Annotated in this window: 18 protein-coding genes; 11 read left to right on the top strand and 7 right to left on the bottom strand. The window is 57.2% G+C overall.

Translation table 11 applies throughout. The features are described 5' to 3' along the window. Both KGA83_RS15390 and KGA83_RS15385 read right to left on the bottom strand, forming a co-directional pair. A partial coding sequence (locus tag KGA83_RS15390; RefSeq protein ID WP_223530083.1) for an NAD(P)-binding protein occupies positions 1-492 on the bottom strand: 492 nt, incomplete at its 3' end. A gap of 230 nt (positions 493-722) precedes the next feature. Continuing rightward, a complete protein-coding gene (locus KGA83_RS15385) occupies positions 723-1,061 on the bottom strand; it encodes a hypothetical protein (RefSeq protein WP_108216073.1) in 339 nt (112 codons plus the stop codon). A 315-nt stretch (positions 1,062-1,376) separates the two neighbouring features. Between KGA83_RS15385 and KGA83_RS15380 the strand changes: the two genes are divergently transcribed. The 5 genes from KGA83_RS15380 to KGA83_RS15360 are packed head-to-tail and all read left to right on the top strand — an operon-like array spanning position 1,377 to position 6,426. Beyond that, positions 1,377-2,849 (top strand): c-type cytochrome, encoded by a 1,473-nt coding sequence (locus KGA83_RS15380; protein ID WP_108215744.1) that lies wholly within the window; start codon positions 1,377-1,379, stop codon positions 2,847-2,849. A 49-nt stretch (positions 2,850-2,898) separates the two neighbouring features. Beyond that, positions 2,899-4,674, top strand: coding sequence for a cytochrome c oxidase subunit I (gene ctaD / locus KGA83_RS15375; protein ID WP_108215743.1), 1,776 nt, complete (start codon positions 2,899-2,901; stop codon positions 4,672-4,674). After that, the gene (locus KGA83_RS15370; RefSeq protein ID WP_223530082.1) at positions 4,671-5,363 is read left to right on the top strand and encodes a cytochrome c oxidase subunit 3; all 693 of its coding nucleotides are present in this window, start codon (positions 4,671-4,673) and stop codon (positions 5,361-5,363) included. Before ctaD ends, KGA83_RS15370 begins: the two co-directional genes overlap by 4 nt. 6 nt (positions 5,364-5,369) lie before the next feature. Then, positions 5,370-6,095, top strand: coding sequence for a heme-copper oxidase subunit III family protein (locus KGA83_RS15365; RefSeq protein WP_108215741.1), 726 nt, complete (start codon positions 5,370-5,372; stop codon positions 6,093-6,095). 13 nt (positions 6,096-6,108) lie between these two features. Beyond that, positions 6,109-6,426, top strand: coding sequence for a cytochrome C oxidase subunit IV family protein (locus KGA83_RS15360; protein WP_108215740.1), 318 nt, complete (start codon positions 6,109-6,111; stop codon positions 6,424-6,426). A 32-nt stretch (positions 6,427-6,458) separates the two neighbouring features. Here the strand turns inward: KGA83_RS15360 and KGA83_RS15355 are convergent, their stop codons facing one another. The 3 genes from KGA83_RS15355 to KGA83_RS15345 form a co-directional block, all read right to left on the bottom strand. Next, on the bottom strand, positions 6,459-7,019 hold the full coding sequence (locus tag KGA83_RS15355) for a hypothetical protein (protein WP_108215739.1): 561 nt from the start codon (positions 7,017-7,019) through the stop codon (positions 6,459-6,461). A 147-nt stretch (positions 7,020-7,166) separates the two neighbouring features. Beyond that, a complete protein-coding gene (locus KGA83_RS15350) occupies positions 7,167-7,457 on the bottom strand; it encodes a hypothetical protein (RefSeq protein ID WP_108215738.1) in 291 nt (96 codons plus the stop codon). A gap of 181 nt (positions 7,458-7,638) precedes the next feature. Then, a complete protein-coding gene (locus KGA83_RS15345; protein WP_223530086.1) occupies positions 7,639-8,460 on the bottom strand; it encodes a helix-turn-helix transcriptional regulator in 822 nt (273 codons plus the stop codon). 96 nt (positions 8,461-8,556) lie between these two features. On the opposite strand from KGA83_RS15345, the gene KGA83_RS15340 reads away from it, so the two are divergent. Together KGA83_RS15340 and KGA83_RS15335 are read left to right on the top strand one after the other, a co-directional pair. Further along, complete coding sequence (locus KGA83_RS15340; RefSeq protein ID WP_108215736.1) at positions 8,557-9,513, top strand: threonine dehydratase; 957 nt, start codon at positions 8,557-8,559, stop codon at positions 9,511-9,513. A 125-nt stretch (positions 9,514-9,638) separates the two neighbouring features. Next, positions 9,639-10,334 carry a tRNA (adenine(22)-N(1))-methyltransferase gene (locus tag KGA83_RS15335; protein ID WP_223530081.1) on the top strand — a complete coding sequence of 232 codons (696 nt, stop codon included), beginning with the start codon at positions 9,639-9,641 and terminating at the stop codon, positions 10,332-10,334. Between the two features lie 31 nt (positions 10,335-10,365). Here KGA83_RS15335 and KGA83_RS15330 read toward each other — a convergent pair whose 3' ends face one another. Continuing rightward, positions 10,366-11,358 (bottom strand): GlxA family transcriptional regulator, encoded by a 993-nt coding sequence (locus KGA83_RS15330; protein ID WP_108215735.1) that lies wholly within the window; start codon positions 11,356-11,358, stop codon positions 10,366-10,368. 196 nt (positions 11,359-11,554) lie between these two features. On the opposite strand from KGA83_RS15330, the gene KGA83_RS15325 reads away from it, so the two are divergent. Together KGA83_RS15325 and KGA83_RS15320 are read left to right on the top strand one after the other, a co-directional pair. Next, positions 11,555-12,346, top strand: a complete 792-nt coding sequence (locus tag KGA83_RS15325; RefSeq protein ID WP_177413283.1) for a cysteine hydrolase — start codon at positions 11,555-11,557, stop codon at positions 12,344-12,346. A 717-nt stretch (positions 12,347-13,063) separates the two neighbouring features. Beyond that, on the top strand, positions 13,064-13,711 hold the full coding sequence (locus tag KGA83_RS15320; RefSeq protein WP_108215734.1) for a hypothetical protein: 648 nt from the start codon (positions 13,064-13,066) through the stop codon (positions 13,709-13,711). A gap of 268 nt (positions 13,712-13,979) precedes the next feature. Here the strand turns inward: KGA83_RS15320 and KGA83_RS15315 are convergent, their stop codons facing one another. Beyond that, positions 13,980-14,531, bottom strand: a complete 552-nt coding sequence (locus KGA83_RS15315) for a hypothetical protein (RefSeq protein ID WP_223530079.1) — start codon at positions 14,529-14,531, stop codon at positions 13,980-13,982. A 419-nt stretch (positions 14,532-14,950) separates the two neighbouring features. On the opposite strand from KGA83_RS15315, the gene KGA83_RS15310 reads away from it, so the two are divergent. Beyond that, a complete protein-coding gene (locus KGA83_RS15310; protein ID WP_108215732.1) occupies positions 14,951-15,403 on the top strand; it encodes an Ohr family peroxiredoxin in 453 nt (150 codons plus the stop codon). 114 nt (positions 15,404-15,517) lie between these two features. After that, positions 15,518-15,976: a MarR family winged helix-turn-helix transcriptional regulator gene (locus tag KGA83_RS15305; RefSeq protein ID WP_108215731.1), complete on the top strand. Its 459-nt coding sequence runs from the start codon at positions 15,518-15,520 to the stop codon at positions 15,974-15,976. Positions 15,977-16,311: the final 335 nt, after the last annotated feature.

The following is a 16,311-nucleotide window of genomic DNA, read 5'->3' as shown; positions in this document are numbered from 1 at the left end:
GTACCTGGGCGGGTGGGTCGAGGGAACTGCCGTCTGCGCATGGGTGGCGTCTACCACCTTTTTGTGCACCCGGACCTGATGGTTTATGCCGCTGAGCAGCGAGGTAAACCGGTGGTCGTCAATGCGGTCACCGGTGTAGTTGCACATGGGGAAGTAACGGACTTGACCTGACGGCAGAAACTGCTGATTCATCACCTGGTCGTAGTAGCTCATCACCTCGGCGCCGGAGGCCAGCTCATATAGGCCCTCGTTGAGTTCCGCCTGGTCTTTCGTTCCGCTGCCCAGCTCCCGTGAGTTGACGCCATAGAAGGCCGAGGGCTGGTGCAATCGGACGAACGGGTAGGCATCATTCCAGTGCCCGCCAGGTCGATCGTGTCGATCCACCATTACGATGCGTGCATTCGTTTCCTTGAGTAGCGTATCGACGAAAGCCATGGCCGTCGCGCCAGCACCGATGATCAGGTAGTCGGTTTCGATCAGATTTGCGTCCATATGCTTTCGCCTTCCTGAAGGTTCCCCCGCTCAACCTCAGAAGATTAGCCACCTGTACCGAGCCCAATAGAACGAATGCTCCTCACACAAATAACCGATGGAATTAATGGTTGCTGTCTGAGTCGCGACTCTCCAGTCGATGCAATACCTGACGCTCTGGCGCATGCACGTGGCGGCTCCACACTCGCGCATTCAAACGCCAGTTCGGCACCTCCCAAGGCATCTGACCGTTACTCGATAAGCTGATCGATCAACACCGCGTTGGTATAGATCAAGCTGCCGTCGATCGCGCGGTGCCCGACCAGATGAAACTGACCGCGTTCGTCGTGCAGATAGACACGCATTTGACAGTCGGACAAGGGCGCGCATCCCTCGGGCATGATCAACTCCATCGAGTCCATATCGACATCGACCATGGCTTCAGGCTCGTGGGTCTTCTGCAGGCGTTCTTCGGCTTCTTCCAGACGCAGATGCAAAGGTCCGTCGACGTAGAAATGGACTTCCCCGATCGGGGTGGACTTTTGGGCGCCGCTGGTTTTGCACCAGCCTTCGATCGTCAAGGCACTCATGACGAAACCTCCCATTTGGATTGCTGGACGCTGTAGCTATCGTCCCTGCTCAATGCCATCACTTAAGTTTGATGACTGCGCAAGGGCAGGGTTCATCCTTTGGGGCCGCCTCCGGTCGCACTCTGCCGTCCGTCATCAGAAATTAAGTATAGCCGGCAACCGGAACTCCCTTGCCAGCCTCACGGTACAAGCCGATGGCTCTATACTTCTCACTGACTTTACCGCCCGGATGGGTGGTATTTGTCTGCCCTGCCTGGACGTAAGTGGCGATGCTGTTGCATAACCAATGAACAACAGGAATAGGATGAAGAGGACATGGCAATAGCAATTGTCTTGATACTCATCGTTATTGCATCAGTGCTATTCAACATACTGGCGCCCTGGCAGGCGACACCGGCAGCTTCCAACTGGGGCTCCATAGATACCACCCTGTTCATCACCCTGGTCATCAGTGGAATATTTTTCATTGCCATCACGGTATTCATGGCGATAGCGGTGATGCGCTTTCGTCACAAGAAGGGGTCTCGGGCGGCCTACCAGCCAGAAAATAAAAAGCTGGAACTATGGCTGATTATCGTTACCTCGCTAGGGATCGCCGGGATGTTGGCGCCTGGTCTGGTTGTTTATAACGATTTCATCCGGGTGCCGAAAAATGCTTACGAACTTGAAGTGGTCGCCCAGCAGTGGCAGTGGGCCTTTCGTTTTCCCGGTCAGGACGGGAAGTTGGGCAAGTCGGATATCAGGTTTGTTGATTCCGCCAATCCCCTCGGCCTTGATCCCAAGGATCCTGCAGGGCAGGACGATGTGCTGGTAATGAATAATGAAGTTCGCCTTCCGCTCGATCGGCCGGTGAAAGTCTTGCTGCGCGCTAAAGATGTCCTGCACGATTTCTATGTACCGCAAATTCGCAGCAAGATGGATATGGTGCCAGGGATGGTGTCGTACTTTTGGTTTACGCCGACTAAAACCGGAAAATACGAAGTCCTTTGCGCTGAATTTTGTGGCGTAGGGCATTACAACATGCGCGGCCATATGATCGTGGAAGAGCAGGGCGTCTTCGATCAATGGCTAAAGGGCCAACCGACTTTTGCGCAGACATTGACGACAGCGGCCAAACCCGGTCGAGACAGCGTGTTGGAAAAAGGCCGCCAGTTGGTCGAACAGCACGGCTGCAAGGCCTGCCATAGCCAGGATGGCGGTGCCAGTCTCGGCCCGGGATGGAAGGGGCTGTACGGCCGCACTGAAAAGCTTGCCGATGGCACCAGTGTGCAGGTCGACGAGGCCTACCTGAAAGAGTCGATTCTCGATCCGAAGGCCCGCCTGGTACAGGGCTACCCGCCGGTGATGGTGGCCTATACTCTGAAAGATGATGAACTGGGTGCTGTCATCGCCCTGATCAAATCACTGGGTGCTGCGGGGCAAGACGATGGAGCTTCGACTGGCGAAGCGTCGAGCCCGGGTGAAGACCTGGCGGCGCAAGGACAGCGGCTGGCCGGGTCGCTGGGCTGTCTGGCCTGCCACAGTGTCGATGGCAACAAGGGCGTCGGTCCCAGCTGGCAGGGCCTGTATGGCAAGACGGAAACCCTTGCCGACGATACGAGCGTGAAGGTCGATGAGGGCTATCTCAAAGATTCGGTTCTTCATCCCAATGCCAAAATCGTCAAGGGCTATGCAGCCGTCATGCCGGTCCTTGCTCCGAGTGACGAGGAGCTGAATGCACTGATCGCTTTTATCAAATCCAAAGCGAATGCTGACGCTGACACGAACAAGGCGGAGCCAGGGAAGTAGCCGTAAAGCAGCCAGAAATACACTGAAACTTCGACAGGAGGATGACGTGATGGCCTATGCGGAGCAAGCCGAGACAGAAGCATTGCACGAGCCCAAAAGCTTCCTGACCAAATACATCTGGAGTCAGGACCACAAGGTCATAGCCATTCAATATTCCTTGACGGCTCTGTTCGTGGGGCTGATCGCTTTGGTGTTGTCCGGCTTGATGCGCCTGCAGATAGGTTTCCCCGGCAGTTTGGCGTTCATGGACGCCAGTACTTACTATCAGGCGATGACCATGCACGGCATGATCATGGTCATATACTTGCTGACGGCCTTGTTTCTGGGGGGCTTCGGCAACTATCTGATCCCGTTGATGGTGGGTTCCCGCGACATGGTCTTCCCTTATGTCAACATGCTGAGTTACTGGACCTACCTGCTGGCGGTACTGGTGTTGCTCGCCGGTTTCTTTGTTCCTGGCGGTCCCACGGGCTCGGGCTGGACGCTCTATCCGCCACAGTCCATTACTCAGGGGACACCGGGAGTCGAGTGGGGTATCGTACTGATGCTCGTCTCACTGGCGATTTTTATTGTCGCAACCACCATGGGCGGGTTGAACTACGTCACCACAGTGTTGCAGGCGCGCACGCACGGCATGACATTGTTTCGCATGCCGCTCTCGGTATGGGGCATCTTCATGGCCTCGATCATGGCCTTGCTGGCGTTCCCGGCGTTGTTTGTCAGCGCGATCATGATGCTGTTCGACAAGCTGTTGGGTACCAGCTTCTTTATGCCGGCGATGGTCTCGCTGGGGCAGCAGCTCGGTCACCAGGGTGGCAGCCCGATATTGTTCCAGCACCTGTTCTGGTTCTTCGGCCACCCGGAAGTCTACATCGTGGCTCTCCCTGCATTTGGCCTGGTCTCCGACTTGATCAGCACACATGCGCGTAAAAATATCTTCGGCTACCGAATGATGGTGTGGGCCATTATCGCGATTGGCGTACTCAGTTTTGTGGTCTGGGCGCACCATATGTATGTCAGCGGAATGAACCCGTACTTTGGCTTTTTTTTCGCTGTCACCACCTTGATCATCGCGGTGCCTACCGCGCTGAAAGTCTATAACTGGATACTGACCCTGTGGCGCGGCGACATCCATCTCACCGTGCCGATGCTGTTTGCCCTGGCCTTTATCGTCACCTTCCTTGTCGGCGGTCTGACCGGGTTGTTCCTGGGCAATGTGATCGTGGATATACCGCTCTCGGACACTTATTTCGTCGTGGCCCACTTTCATATGGTCATGGGGGTCGCACCGGTACTGGTGGTGTTCGGCGGCATTTATCACTGGTTTCCGAAAGTGACCGGGCGCATGTTGAACGACACCCTGGGCAAGCTGCATTTCTGGATTACCTTTCTGGGCACCTACGCCATCTTCTTCCCCATGCACTACCTGGGTTTCCAGGGCATGCCGCGCCGCTACTACGCCTATGAAAACTACGCGTTCATCCCGCAGTCGGCGCAAGAGTTGAATGCTTTCATTACGGTGGTCGCATTGACCGTCGGGGTTTCCCAATTGCTGTTCCTGTTCAACCTGGCCTGGAGTGCATTCAAGGGCAAGCCGGCAGGCAGTAATCCCTGGGGCGCGGCCAGCCTGGAATGGCAAACGCCGGACACTCCGCCGAAACACGGTAACTGGGGAGAGAAGTTGCCGGTCGTGCATCGCTGGGCCTATGACTACAGTGTGCCGGGGATAGAACAGGATTTTGTGCCGCAAACGGTTTCCGCCGAGGAGCTGGAGCACATGCGGCAACTCAGTGCCGGAACTAAAATCGCGGACGTCAAGACATGAACAGGCTGCTATTGAGAAACGCCGGCGGCGCTGATCCCGGCGGCAGTTGGAGTCACGACCCTGGGGGTATTCAGGCCGCCGAGGGGGCCGATCGAAGCCAAACCGCAAAAGTAGGCCTGCGCCTGTTTCTGGTGGTGGTGAGCTCGTTATTCTTCCTCTTCCTGATCGCCTTTATTGCCCGTTCACAATTGGCGGACTGGGAACCCCTGACAGAGCCTTTGGCGCTGTTGGCCAATCTCCAGCCGCTCTGGCTGAACTCGGCTTTTCTGGTACTCGGTTGCATCGCACTGCAGTGGTCGCGCCTGGCCGCCCGAAAGGCTCGGCCAGGCGCAACTGTCATTGGTTTTGCATTGGGGGGCGTCTTTGCAATTGCCTTTCTGGCGGGGCAACTCTGGGTCTGGCAGCAGTTTGTCGCCTGGGGCTACTTTGTGGCCAGCAATCCGGCCAACAGTTTCTTCTACCTGTTGACCGGCCTGCATGGGCTCCACCTGCTGGGCGGGGTGATCGCCTGGTGCTGGATCGTCGCTAAATTCCTGCGTCATGTGCCATTGGCGCAACTTGGCGCCAGCGTAGAACTCTGTGCCATCTATTGGCATTACTTGTTGGGTCTCTGGTTCGTACTATTCGCGCTGCTGGCCAGCACGCCACAAACCTATGAAGCCATCGCCAGATTCTGCGGCCTGAGGTGAAAAGCCATGGCATTGCACCCACAAGCCCAAGCCCAAGCCCAAACCGAGAGCCGTTCATCCAATCCACCGGGCTCACCGCCTGCACCGGGATGGCAGGGCATCGCCAGCGACTGGTCCTCGGATAGGGAGGCCTTCAAGCAGGTCCCCTGGGGCAAGGCGATGATGTGGATCTTCCTGCTCAGCGACACTTTTATATTCACCTGTTTTCTGACCGGCTACATGTCGGTACGCATGGCCATCACTACCGCCTGGCCGAACCCCAGTGAAGTGTTCGCATTGACGATCGGCGGAAGAGAGATCCCGCTTATTCTGATCGCCATCATGACTTTTGTGCTGATCAGTAGCAGTGGCACCATGGCCATGGCCGTGAATTTCGCCTATCGCCGTGATCGTGCGAAAACGACGGCCCTGATGCTGGCGACCGCTGCCTTGGGTGTGACCTTCGTCAGCATGCAGGCATTTGAATGGAGCAAGCTCATCGCAGAAGGGGTGCGTCCCTGGGGGAACCCCATGGGGGCAGCGCAATTTGGTGCCAGCTTTTTCATGATTACCGGTTTTCACGGACTGCATGTGTCAATCGGCGCCATCTACCTCAGCATTGTTGCGCGCAAAGTATTGCGGGGAGATTATGAGCGCTCCGGAAACTATCAGAACGTTGAGATAGCCGGACTTTACTGGCACTTCGTGGATTTGGTGTGGGTGTTTATTTTTGCATTCTTCTATTTATGGTAGAGGAGCACGGGTGATGGCACATGCTCAGAGTCAGCAACATCCAATCAGTTTGTACCTTAAAATCTGGGGGCTGTTATTCGTCCTCAGCACGATGTCGTACCTTGTCGATTATTTCCACTTCCATGGCTACCTTCGGTGGTTCCTGATTATCACTTTCATGTTGTTGAAGGCAGGTTTAATTGTCTCCATCTTCATGCATATGGCCTGGGAGCGGCTGGCCCTGGTCTATGCCATATTGGTGCCGCCTTTGTGTTTACTGGTGCTCGTCGGACTGATGGCCACCGAAGCAGACTATGTTTTCCTCAGCCGGGTCATTTTCTTCGGCCAATAAGCCGCTTTCGGACGGCCATCAGTTTCCAGACGCTAACCCGATATCACTCGCTTGAACTGATGCCATTTGTGCTGCCAGGCCACTGTCCAGTGGGGGGCTGCCGCTCCCGTGCCGGCGATCTTCAGATTTGGATGATGATCGATTACCTGGTCCAGGATCGATTCCTGATCCGGTTCAACATCCACGAAGAAAATATGCTTGCCCTCTTTTACCACCTGCTGGAAATTGCGGAAGTGAGTGTTCGGCACCTGGAACCCAAAAAAACCGCCTTCCCAGATGCAGAAGCCCAAAATAACAATGGCCAGGAAGACAAAAGGCGTCCAGCCTGCTGCGGATTCGGTCCAGCCCATCCAATAGGCGCCACCCAGGACCAGTGCTGCAAGGGGCAGACCGACTACAGCACCAATCTCACCGGAATGAACAGCATCCTGTTCCATTAACGAGTTGACCTCGTGGAGGTGATGTTCTTCGACATCAGCAACTTTTTCACTGAGTACATGAATCTGTTCAGAATTGATGCCGCTGGCTTCCAACTCATTTTCAACTGTTTCGAGATCGTTGAGATTGTCACTGATGTAATAGTGCCGATTCATGCCACACCTCCCAACCCAAGTTCGCCGTAGACCTCCTTTTTCCGGCAGCCGTTAATAACCGAGATTTGCAGTCAGTAGCTGTGCCGTGGGGAACGTTGCACACTTCTTGCAAACTGAAAAAAAGTATAGCACTCGCCAGCACGCCCCCTAGTTGATCTGCACTATGACCGGACCTTCGGTTACGATCGGCGGGTTGGCGCGGATACTCGAGGTGTTTTTCTGAATCCAGTCACGCGCGACTTTCAGGCTCGCATCACAGCCGGCCTTGTCTATGCAAACAGTGATCGCCGTACCACCGTCACCCGTATTGAGCAATGTGTAGCTGACGAGGCCAGGCACTGTCCGCAAGGTCGCTTCGATGTCGTCTTTGCGCTCTTCCAGAAGCTCGAAAAGCTGCTTCGCTCCCGTACCCAGATAGGTTCTTATCACTGCGTACATAGTCGTCTCCTTTGGGAGTACCGTCTTGATGCCCATCCAGATCCGTTGGAGGCCGCCATCACGCAAGTTTCAGCTCGCCCTGATTCATTAAGCTTAGACAAACGCCGGCGACAACCGAAATGCAACGACCACCGGCCCATCGCAAACATCAAAAACCGCGGAGCTAACTGAAAACCCGGCGCTAACTGAACCTTGAACATTGACGCAACTGCGCCGGGCTCACACCAAGGCGTTGCTTGAAGGTGGTCGCCATGTGTGCCTGGGAGTTGAAACCGCAGGCGTAGGCGATCTCCGTCAGTGTGGCGGTCGAATCGCGCATCAGGGCTCGGGCTCTGGCGAGGCGTCGGTCGATCAGGTAAGCGTGCGGGCTTTTGCCTGTGGCGTTTTTGAAGGCCCGCATGAAATAACCTTCGGACAATCCAAGCAGGCCCGCCATCGCCGGTACGCTCAACGGGCCATCGAGGCCGGCATCAATGAACTCATCGAGCAAGCGCATCCGGTAACCGGTTATCGAGCCATGGGCCGGTGACAGCACGGCCTCGCTACCCGTCGCCCGCGCAGACAATGCCAGTGCCCAGGCCTCCCAATCGTCCTCCACGGACGCGCGCAACAGCGCGGTGCGCATTCGCCATGCGAGGGCAGTGGCCTGCCGGTCGATGCGATTGTTGAAGGCACGATCCCCCACCAGCGCAATACCGTCGGTGCGCATCACCCGCAGGTATTCACCGCCCGTGGGTGATTCGGACAACACGTCACACCCGGCGGGAACGAACGCCAGGCCGTCGGGCACGGCATCGAAAGGGCGTATTCGGTCACTGCCGATAGCGTGCAGGCCCCGCTGGCTGTCGAAGGCAAAGCCGATTCCCGCCTGGGTCGCCACATAGCGGGTCGCGTAGGCGCGGCCGGGTAGCAATTCGATCGCCCAGGGGCCGGCCTCGATGCGGCGGACCGGTTCGGACAGGAGCGTTGGCGGCAGGCGATTTCGATGGCTCATGAACGCCATAGTAGTGAAGAGGGGGGACAAAAGTCAGGTCAGTTTTTTGAAAGCCGGCGTACTACGCCCGTGTCCAGACTGGGCAAAATCTCAGGGGAATAACTCATGCACAGAATCACTCGCGACGACATCGAACAGGCTGCACGCAACGTTTACCAGGTCATGCCGGCCACCGCCCAATACCCCTGGCCCTTGCTGGCTCGGCGGTTGGGTTGCTCGGTGTGGGTCAAGCACGAAAATCACACGCCTACCGGTGCTTTCAAAGTGCGTGGTGGTATCACGTTCATGCACTGGCTCAAACGCGAGTACCCAGGCGCGAAGGGCATTGTCAGCGCTACCCGCGGCAACCATGGTCAGAGCCTGGCGCTGGCGGCTGGCGCACTGGGTTTGCGGGCGTTGATCGTAGTGCCGCAAGGTAACTCGGTAGAAAAGAACAACGCCATGCGCGGCTTTGGCGCTGAAGTGGTCGAGTATGGCCGCGATTTCGATGAGGCCCGTGAAGAGGCTGCACGCCTTGCGCACGTGCATGACCTGTTCCTGGTCCCGCCGTTTCACACCGAGCTGGTCAAAGGCGTCGCCACTTATGCGCTGGAGCTGTTCAACGCAGCGCCGGACCTGGATACCGTATATGTACCGATTGGCTGTGGTTCGGGGATTTGCGGGGTGATCGCCGCCCGCGATGCGCTGGGCCTGAACACCCGGGTGGTGGGCGTGGTTTCCACGGAGGCGGCCGCCGCACAGTTGTCGTTTGACACCGGAGTCCTGTGCGAAACCGCCTCGGCAACCACCTTTGCCGACGGTCTGGCCGTACGCAAGCCAGTGCCTGAGGCCTTTGCCGTTTACGCGAAAGGTGCTGCGCGGATTGTAGCGGTCAGTGATGCGCAGATTGCCGAGGCCATGCGCGTGTATTACACCGATACCCATAACCTGGCTGAAGGGGCTGGTGCGGCGGCGCTGGCAGCGCTCATTTCGGAGCGTGAAGCCATGTCGGGAAGAAAGGTGGGTGTGATCCTGTCCGGTGGCAACGTCGACAGACCGGTGTATGCGCAAGTGATTGCATGAAGGGGCAATGACCTTGGTCACATAAATTTGGCCACATAAATTTGAAATGCACGGCGTTGCTCGACACAATCGCGCCCCGATCCGGCCAGAAGGCGCCGGACGTTTGTGGTGAAAAGGGGCCGCTGGTGAACGAACAGACATTGTCCATGCGCCTGGAGCGCGTGGCGGCGCATGTACCAGCCGGCGCGCGCCTGGCCGATATCGGCTCGGATCACGGCTACCTGCCGGTGGCGCTGATGCGCCGTGGCGCCATCGCGGCGGCAGTGGCCGGCGAGGTGGCGTTGACGCCGTTCCGCTCGGCCGAGCGTACCGTGCGCGAGAATGGCCTGGACCTGCAGATCACCGTGCGCCTGGCCAACGGCCTGGCGGCAATCGAGCCGGGAGACAGGATCACGGCAATCAGCATCTGCGGTATGGGCGGCGAAACGATCCGCGACATCCTCGACAGCGGCAAGGCGTACCTGAGCGGTCAGGAGCGCCTGATCCTGCAACCCAACGGCGGCGAACAACCACTGCGCCAATGGCTGATGGACAATGGCTACCGCATCCTCTGCGAGGAAGTGCTGCGGGAAAACCGTTTCGACTACGAAATCATCGTCGCCGAGCGCACCGGGCCGGTGATGTACACCGCCCAGGAGCTGTACTTCGGCCCATTGCAGATGCAGGCCCGCAGTCCGGCGTTCCTGCTCAAGTGGCAGCGCAAGTTGCGCCAGAAGCACAAGACCCTGACCCACTTTGCCCGGATGCAACAGGCCGTGCCCGAGGAAAAGGTGCAGGACATCGTGCGCCAGGCCCGGTGGATCACCCAGTTGCTGGCTTGAGCCCGTTCCGGGATTTTGTACGCGTCTTCGCTCACGCGGACGATGAGTCCCCCTTTTTTCCGGTCCCACCATTGCCTTTGGCCTGGCGGGCGCTGCGACGCAGTTCCTGTGGCGTGCGCCCCACGACTCGCACGAAGCTGCGAAGCATGTGGTCGGCATCGCCGAATCCGAAGCACCTGGCGATCTCTTCGAATGTCTGCAGGCCGTCCTCAACCAGTGGCCGCGCCGACTCGATGCGCAGGCGCTCGATAGCTTTGGCCGGCGTCACCCCGACCGATGCTGCGAACACGCGGCCAAACTGGCGCACGCTCATATGTGCAACGTCGGCCAGGCGTTCAACCGACAGATCATCACGCAGATGATCGCGCACATGGCTCAACACTGTGCGGATCCGATCCGAGCCCGGGTCGAAATCCAGCAGCGAAGAGAACTGGTACTGACCGCCCGGTCGCCGATAGTAGACCACCAGCATGCGCGCGACGGAACGTGACACGTCCTTTCCCAGGTCCTGCTCGATCATCGCCAGGGCCATGTCGATGCCAGCCGACATGCCTGCAGAGGTCCAGACATTCCCGTCTTCGGTCCAGATTCGATCTCCATCCACGCGCAGTGCCGGATAGCGTGCCTGCAATTGCGGCGCGTAGTTCCAGTGCGTGGTCGCCACGCGACCGTCGAGCAGGCCGCTCTCGGCCAGCAGGAAGGCGCCCGTGCAGACGCTGGCAGTGCGGCGAGCGCGCGGGGACATCTGCCGAATCGCCGCTGCCATCGGCAGCATCCGGTCATCGATCGGAGCGGTGGGGGCGCCGACGATGATCAGCGTGTCGAGGTGGTCGACCACCTGCAAGGCTTGCGTCGCGACTTGCAGTCCGCTCGAAGCGCTGATCAATCCGCCTTCAAGGGAAGCGACTGTGAATCGATAGCCAGAAGGGCGCGCACGATTGGCGTTGGAGAAGGCTTCGAGCGGTCCACTCAGATCAAGCAATACGAAGCCCGAATAGACCAGGAAACATATGTGACGCTGCATGCACGGAACATCCACGATCTGAATGGGGGGAGCCATAGTACGCGCTGGCTGTCTGGAAGGTCACGGGGGGCATTGAGCCCACCCGTCTCATGCAAGGTGAGGAGCTTGTCGGCCGAAATCCAGGGATATATGTCCATTTCGTGCCGTCTTCTCGCCGTACCGTGAATGCACCACCCCCACATTGCGGACGTGCAACATGACCTTCAACCGAATTCATCCCGCCAGACTCATCTCCTGCGCCACCTTGCTGGGGGCTATCCTGATGGCGCCCGGCATCGGCTTCGCCGCCGAGACCCCCTATGCCGATCCGGCCAAACCCGCGCTCCCGGCCTCCACCTTTCAATGGGATTCCAGTCGAACCGCGCTGGTCGTGATTGACCCGCAGATCGACTTCATGAGCCCGGAGGGTGCGGGCTGGTCAATCTTCGGCCAGAGCGTGACCGAGCAGAACCTAGTGCCGAATCTGACCCGGCTTTTCACGGCGTTCAAGCAGGCCGGGGCAACCGTCGCCATCTCGCCGCACTACTACTATCCCCACGATCATCAGTGGGAGTTTGAAGCGCCAGCGGAGAGCGTTCAGCACAAGCTGGGTATGTTCGACCGCAAGGGCGCCCTGACGCTGGATGGATTCCGCAACTCGGGTGCCGATTTCATGAAGGAGTTCAAACCCTTCATCGAAGACGGCAAGACCCTCGTCGCATCACCTCACAAGCTGTATGGCCCGCAAAGCAACGACCTGATGCTGCAGTTGCGCAAGCAGCGAATCGACAAAATCATCCTGGCCGGCATGGCGTCCAATCTGTGCGTCGAATCGCATCTACGCGAGTTTCTGGAGCGTGGTTTCGAGGTAGTCGTCGTACGTGACGCGGTCGCCGGCCCGAAGCTGCCTGATGGCGACGGATACGGGAGTGCGCTGGTCAATTTCCGCTACATCGCCAACGGCCTGATGACCACCGATGAGGTCGTGAAAAAGCTGGAAGGGCGCTGATCAGCGGTATGACCCATCCGCTGAACAGACACGGGAGTCCTTGTGGCTCCCGTGCCCGCTGACTGATTCGGAATGACCCATGAGCGAAGGATCGGCCTCATCACTCTTCCTTTCCGAGTGGTTTGATCCGCTCTGATTTTTCCGCAGTTATAAGCGCGGCATGGTCGCCGCTGATGAGCGCCGCGTCCCCGGATTTGGGGAGGGAACGGGCTAGGCAATGTTCGCCTTCGGTTGGGTCTGGCGATGTGAGTTCAGCGCGATTGCTGTTTTTTTTCGACAGAAGACAGGAAACGATTCAGCCCCGTAGCGACGCAGGTTTCAGCCAAGGAAACAGGTACCCCCAAGTGTTGGATTTAGTACCGTTTGTCGAGCATTCTGCTCAAAAAGTGAACGATTTTGATAGGCTTCGCTCTGATGTTCCAGCAGACGGGATCCCTTGAGAGGTCGCGCTGCACTCACTAATAAAAAGGACGTATACCTCATCTGCATTGAATGGAATGCACATGGGGATTTTTTTTACCTGAGACCTGGAGTGATTGTATGCCGTCATCACTGACTCGCTGGGCGAGTCGCTCCCTCTTGTAATACCTAATTATTAAGTTGCTTCAATCATTGCGAACTTGATCTTGCAGGTGCGAATAAATAATTCGCATGCCTGGGGCATGGTCAATTTGCACTGCTGTTATAAGTGGAGATGTCATCTTGGATATTAATACAATGATCGGCCTGCTCGGCCAAAAAGAATCCATGGAGTTTTTGCGTTTAGGTGTTGTTTACGTTCACCTGTTGGCTTGCTGCGTAGCGATTGGCCTGGTGTTTGCCAGCGATGCCGCGATGGTCAAGGATTTATGGAACGGTCGTGTGTCGTCGGGGCACGATAATGAACATATGGCCAGTCTTCAGAAGTCTGTTTCCAATGCGTTGATATTCTTGTGGATCACCGGAGCTGCGATTATAGGTATTGATTACCTTGATAAAGGCATGAACTATTTTGCCAATCCGAAACTTCAAGCCAAAGTCATTATTGTATTGTTGCTGACATTCAACGGCATGTTGTTGCACCGTTATGTATTGCCGGCAATGCTGAAGGTCGGATCGCTGCTTGATCTCAAGGTCAGTGTACGAATGTTTGCCCTGTTCTCTGGCGCACTGTCGGGCGTGTCCTGGCTGTATGCCGCCATGCTCGGTGTCGGTCGACCGCTGGCCTGGAAATATTCGCTCACCGAGTTGCTGATGGCCTATCCGGTGTTGATCGTGCTCGGCTTTGCGATGATGGTGGCGCTGACTCAGTGGGCGCGCAATCGCCACGAGGCAACGCCGACCCAGGAGACTTGGCTGTTCGCGGGAATTCCTGCGCTGCGCTGAGCTGAAGACATCGCTACTCCTGAGCGCCGATGGCAACGTCGGCGCTTTTTTTTTGATTCTTCACGCAATCCCGGGAAACACCGATAACGCAATACCTGTAGGAGCCGGCTTGCCGGCGATGGACTCACGTGCGCCGCGTTTATCCGGTTTACACGCGTTATCGTTGACGACCATCGCTGCGATGCGGCGCCCCGACAAGCCAGCTCCTACAAGAGACCGCGTCCTGGTCGAAAATCAGCGCCAGGGCCCGGCCGGGGTCCATGGCCGACTATAATTTAGTGTGGGGGGGACCGTCGGAGGTGGCGCTATGCGTATCTTCAAGCAACTCCTGCTCTTGGTCGCGGGGCTTCTGGCAAGCAGCCTCTCCCTGGAGGCAATCAGCGGTGGCGGCCTCGGTCAAAATCCTTACCCGGCCGTTCTGGTCAGTGGGCAGCCACAGCAATGCGGGCAATTCCACCATTTCCACAGTGGCTCGTTTCATATGGGAAACCGGCATTTCGCGCCAATGCACAGCCAGCATTTCGTACCAATGCACAGCCGGCATTTCGCGCCAATGCACAGCCGGCATTTCGTACCAATGCACAACCGGCATTTCGTACCAATGCACAACCAGCACTTCATACCAATGCACAACCAGCACTTCATACCGATCCACCGGATAAACAGCTTCGAGGTGATCAGAGGGTCCGGGTTCAGCGATCAGCGCTTCGGTTCCAGGCACGTTCACTTTGTGCGTCAGTTCGATCCGCGGACGGGGCAGTTTCTGATTCGGGAAATTGTCTGGTGACGCATGCCGCTCCAGAGAACCGAGCAGTAACAACTCACACCATCCGTTCCTGACGCAATACCTCACCCCGAAGTCCCCGCAGGGCCGGACGGTGGGAAGCCGATCATCCTTTCGGCAGGAGGAGGGTAGCGGGGTTGACCTCGCGTCTACCGCTCATCGCCAAGGCATAAAATAAACTTTGACATGATTGGGGCTTTGGTTGAGTATTCATATATCGCATGCGATCTAGTCGAGTGCGATGGCAATCAGTAACAACCCTTGCCGTTTGGAGATTCAGCCATGAACACCGCAAGCAGCCGCAGAATGTTTATCTCTACCGCTCAAGCCTCCCATGGCCAAAACGGCAACAACTGGATCATTGCACACGCCAATTGCTGAACGCTGTCTTTTTAAATACCAAATACACCGCATGCGATAAAATCGCATGCATATAAAACCCTGAGGAAATCCCCATGAGCAAAATCGAAAAAGTACTGGCCAGCGGCAAAACCCACACCACTCATAACAGCGCAGGCAACACCTTGCGCGGGCATAACGGAAACCTTGACATCGTGCTGTCGTCCCCTGGCAGCGACACACCGGCACACGTACTCACCGCCGTTCAGCCGCACCCGAAAGCCGAGCAACTGTTCGCCGGAGCCTGGTCAGCCTGCTACATCGCAGCGGTGGGGCTGGTCGCCCAGCAGATGAAGGTGACACTGCCGACCGACACGGCCGTCGACATTGAAGTCGATCTGGGCCAGACCGGCGCGGCTTACTTCCTTCAGGCTCGACTGACTTTGCGTGTGCCGGGGCTGGATCATGGGGTGGCGACCGAGCTGGCCCACAACGCCGATGCAATCTGCCCGTACTCCAAGGCCACACGGGGCAACATTGATGTCGACATCAATGTCCTGACGGCATAACCCACTGCACGGCGGGCTCACCAGGGGCCCGCCGCCGGTGTTTATACGCACTTCCGATACCATCGCATACGACGTATAGTTTCAGTCTCGCAAGACTGACCCAAGAGAACGTCCATGAAAAACACCGACAAGACATCCGCCCTGGATCTCAAACTCTCCGATTTCCTGTGTTTTGCGGTCTATTCAGCCAACCTGGCCTTCGGCAAGGCCTACAAGCCGATGCTTGAACGGCTCGGCCTGACCTATACGCAATACATCACCCTGGTTGCGCTGTGGGAGGAAGACAACCAGACCGTTGGCAGCCTCGGCGAAAAGCTGTTTCTCGAGTCCAATACCCTCACGCCGATCCTCAAGAAGCTGGAAGCAATGGGGTATTTGCTGCGCCAGCGCGACCCGGAAGACGAACGCCAGGTGCGGATCAGTCTCACCAAAGAGGGACGAAAACTGCGCGAAGGCCTCACCGAAGACGGCTTCCCGCAAACCGGTCTTGACCCCGACGACTTCGTGCAAATGCAGAAGGCCATTGTGAAGTTAAGGGGCAATCTCATCCGCTCGACGAAAGACAGGGAGTAAGTCGTAGCGAGTCAAGTGAGTGGCCCCCGATTTCGGAGTGAGCTGCCCCACAAATGGGGCGCCTTTCCCCAGCAGTATTCGAGTCTCCTCCAGCACGCTATTTCAACTTGTGGCCAATGTTTGCTGGGCTCGCACATGGTTTACACAACGCTGGCAAAGTAATTGCTGAGTGAGAGCTTGTCCCGTTCTTGAAAGTTGCAGAGTCGGGAACCTGTGGAGCTGTCAGTACCCCCATTGAGTGATTGCATGTAACCATCGGTTTACATCGCGAAATACCCCGCTGGCTCAATTGAAGTGCTGCTGTCCTCCTCTGCAACCGTCCAGGGGAAATGCTT

The sequence above is a fragment of the Pseudomonas sp. GL-R-19 genome, from assembly GCF_019956375.1.
GTDB lineage: Bacteria > Pseudomonadota > Gammaproteobacteria > Pseudomonadales > Pseudomonadaceae > Aquipseudomonas.
Note: the sequence above shows the minus strand (reverse complement) of the source record. Positions and strands in the feature narration are given on the sequence as shown.

What these genes read in the sequence shown, in the direction of transcription:
- KGA83_RS15345 (WP_223530086.1), bottom strand. Translation starts at nt 8,460, where the DNA reads ATGGCGTTCATGAGCCATCGAAATCGCCTGCCGCCAACGCTCCTGTCC.
- KGA83_RS15325 (WP_177413283.1), top strand. Translation starts at nt 11,555, where the DNA reads ATGACCTTCAACCGAATTCATCCCGCCAGACTCATCTCCTGCGCCACC.
- KGA83_RS15340 (WP_108215736.1), top strand. Translation starts at nt 8,557, where the DNA reads ATGCACAGAATCACTCGCGACGACATCGAACAGGCTGCACGCAACGTT.
- KGA83_RS15310 (WP_108215732.1), top strand. Translation starts at nt 14,951, where the DNA reads ATGAGCAAAATCGAAAAAGTACTGGCCAGCGGCAAAACCCACACCACT.
- KGA83_RS15380 (WP_108215744.1), top strand. Translation starts at nt 1,377, where the DNA reads ATGGCAATAGCAATTGTCTTGATACTCATCGTTATTGCATCAGTGCTA.
- KGA83_RS15320 (WP_108215734.1), top strand. Translation starts at nt 13,064, where the DNA reads ATGATCGGCCTGCTCGGCCAAAAAGAATCCATGGAGTTTTTGCGTTTA.
- KGA83_RS15330 (WP_108215735.1), bottom strand. Translation starts at nt 11,358, where the DNA reads ATGCAGCGTCACATATGTTTCCTGGTCTATTCGGGCTTCGTATTGCTT.
- KGA83_RS15355 (WP_108215739.1), bottom strand. Translation starts at nt 7,019, where the DNA reads ATGAATCGGCACTATTACATCAGTGACAATCTCAACGATCTCGAAACA.
- KGA83_RS15370 (WP_223530082.1), top strand. Translation starts at nt 4,671, where the DNA reads ATGAACAGGCTGCTATTGAGAAACGCCGGCGGCGCTGATCCCGGCGGC.
- KGA83_RS15305 (WP_108215731.1), top strand. Translation starts at nt 15,518, where the DNA reads ATGAAAAACACCGACAAGACATCCGCCCTGGATCTCAAACTCTCCGAT.
- KGA83_RS15385 (WP_108216073.1), bottom strand. Translation starts at nt 1,061, where the DNA reads ATGAGTGCCTTGACGATCGAAGGCTGGTGCAAAACCAGCGGCGCCCAA.
- KGA83_RS15365 (WP_108215741.1), top strand. Translation starts at nt 5,370, where the DNA reads ATGGCATTGCACCCACAAGCCCAAGCCCAAGCCCAAACCGAGAGCCGT.
- ctaD (WP_108215743.1), top strand. Translation starts at nt 2,899, where the DNA reads ATGGCCTATGCGGAGCAAGCCGAGACAGAAGCATTGCACGAGCCCAAA.
- KGA83_RS15360 (WP_108215740.1), top strand. Translation starts at nt 6,109, where the DNA reads ATGGCACATGCTCAGAGTCAGCAACATCCAATCAGTTTGTACCTTAAA.
- KGA83_RS15350 (WP_108215738.1), bottom strand. Translation starts at nt 7,457, where the DNA reads ATGTACGCAGTGATAAGAACCTATCTGGGTACGGGAGCGAAGCAGCTT.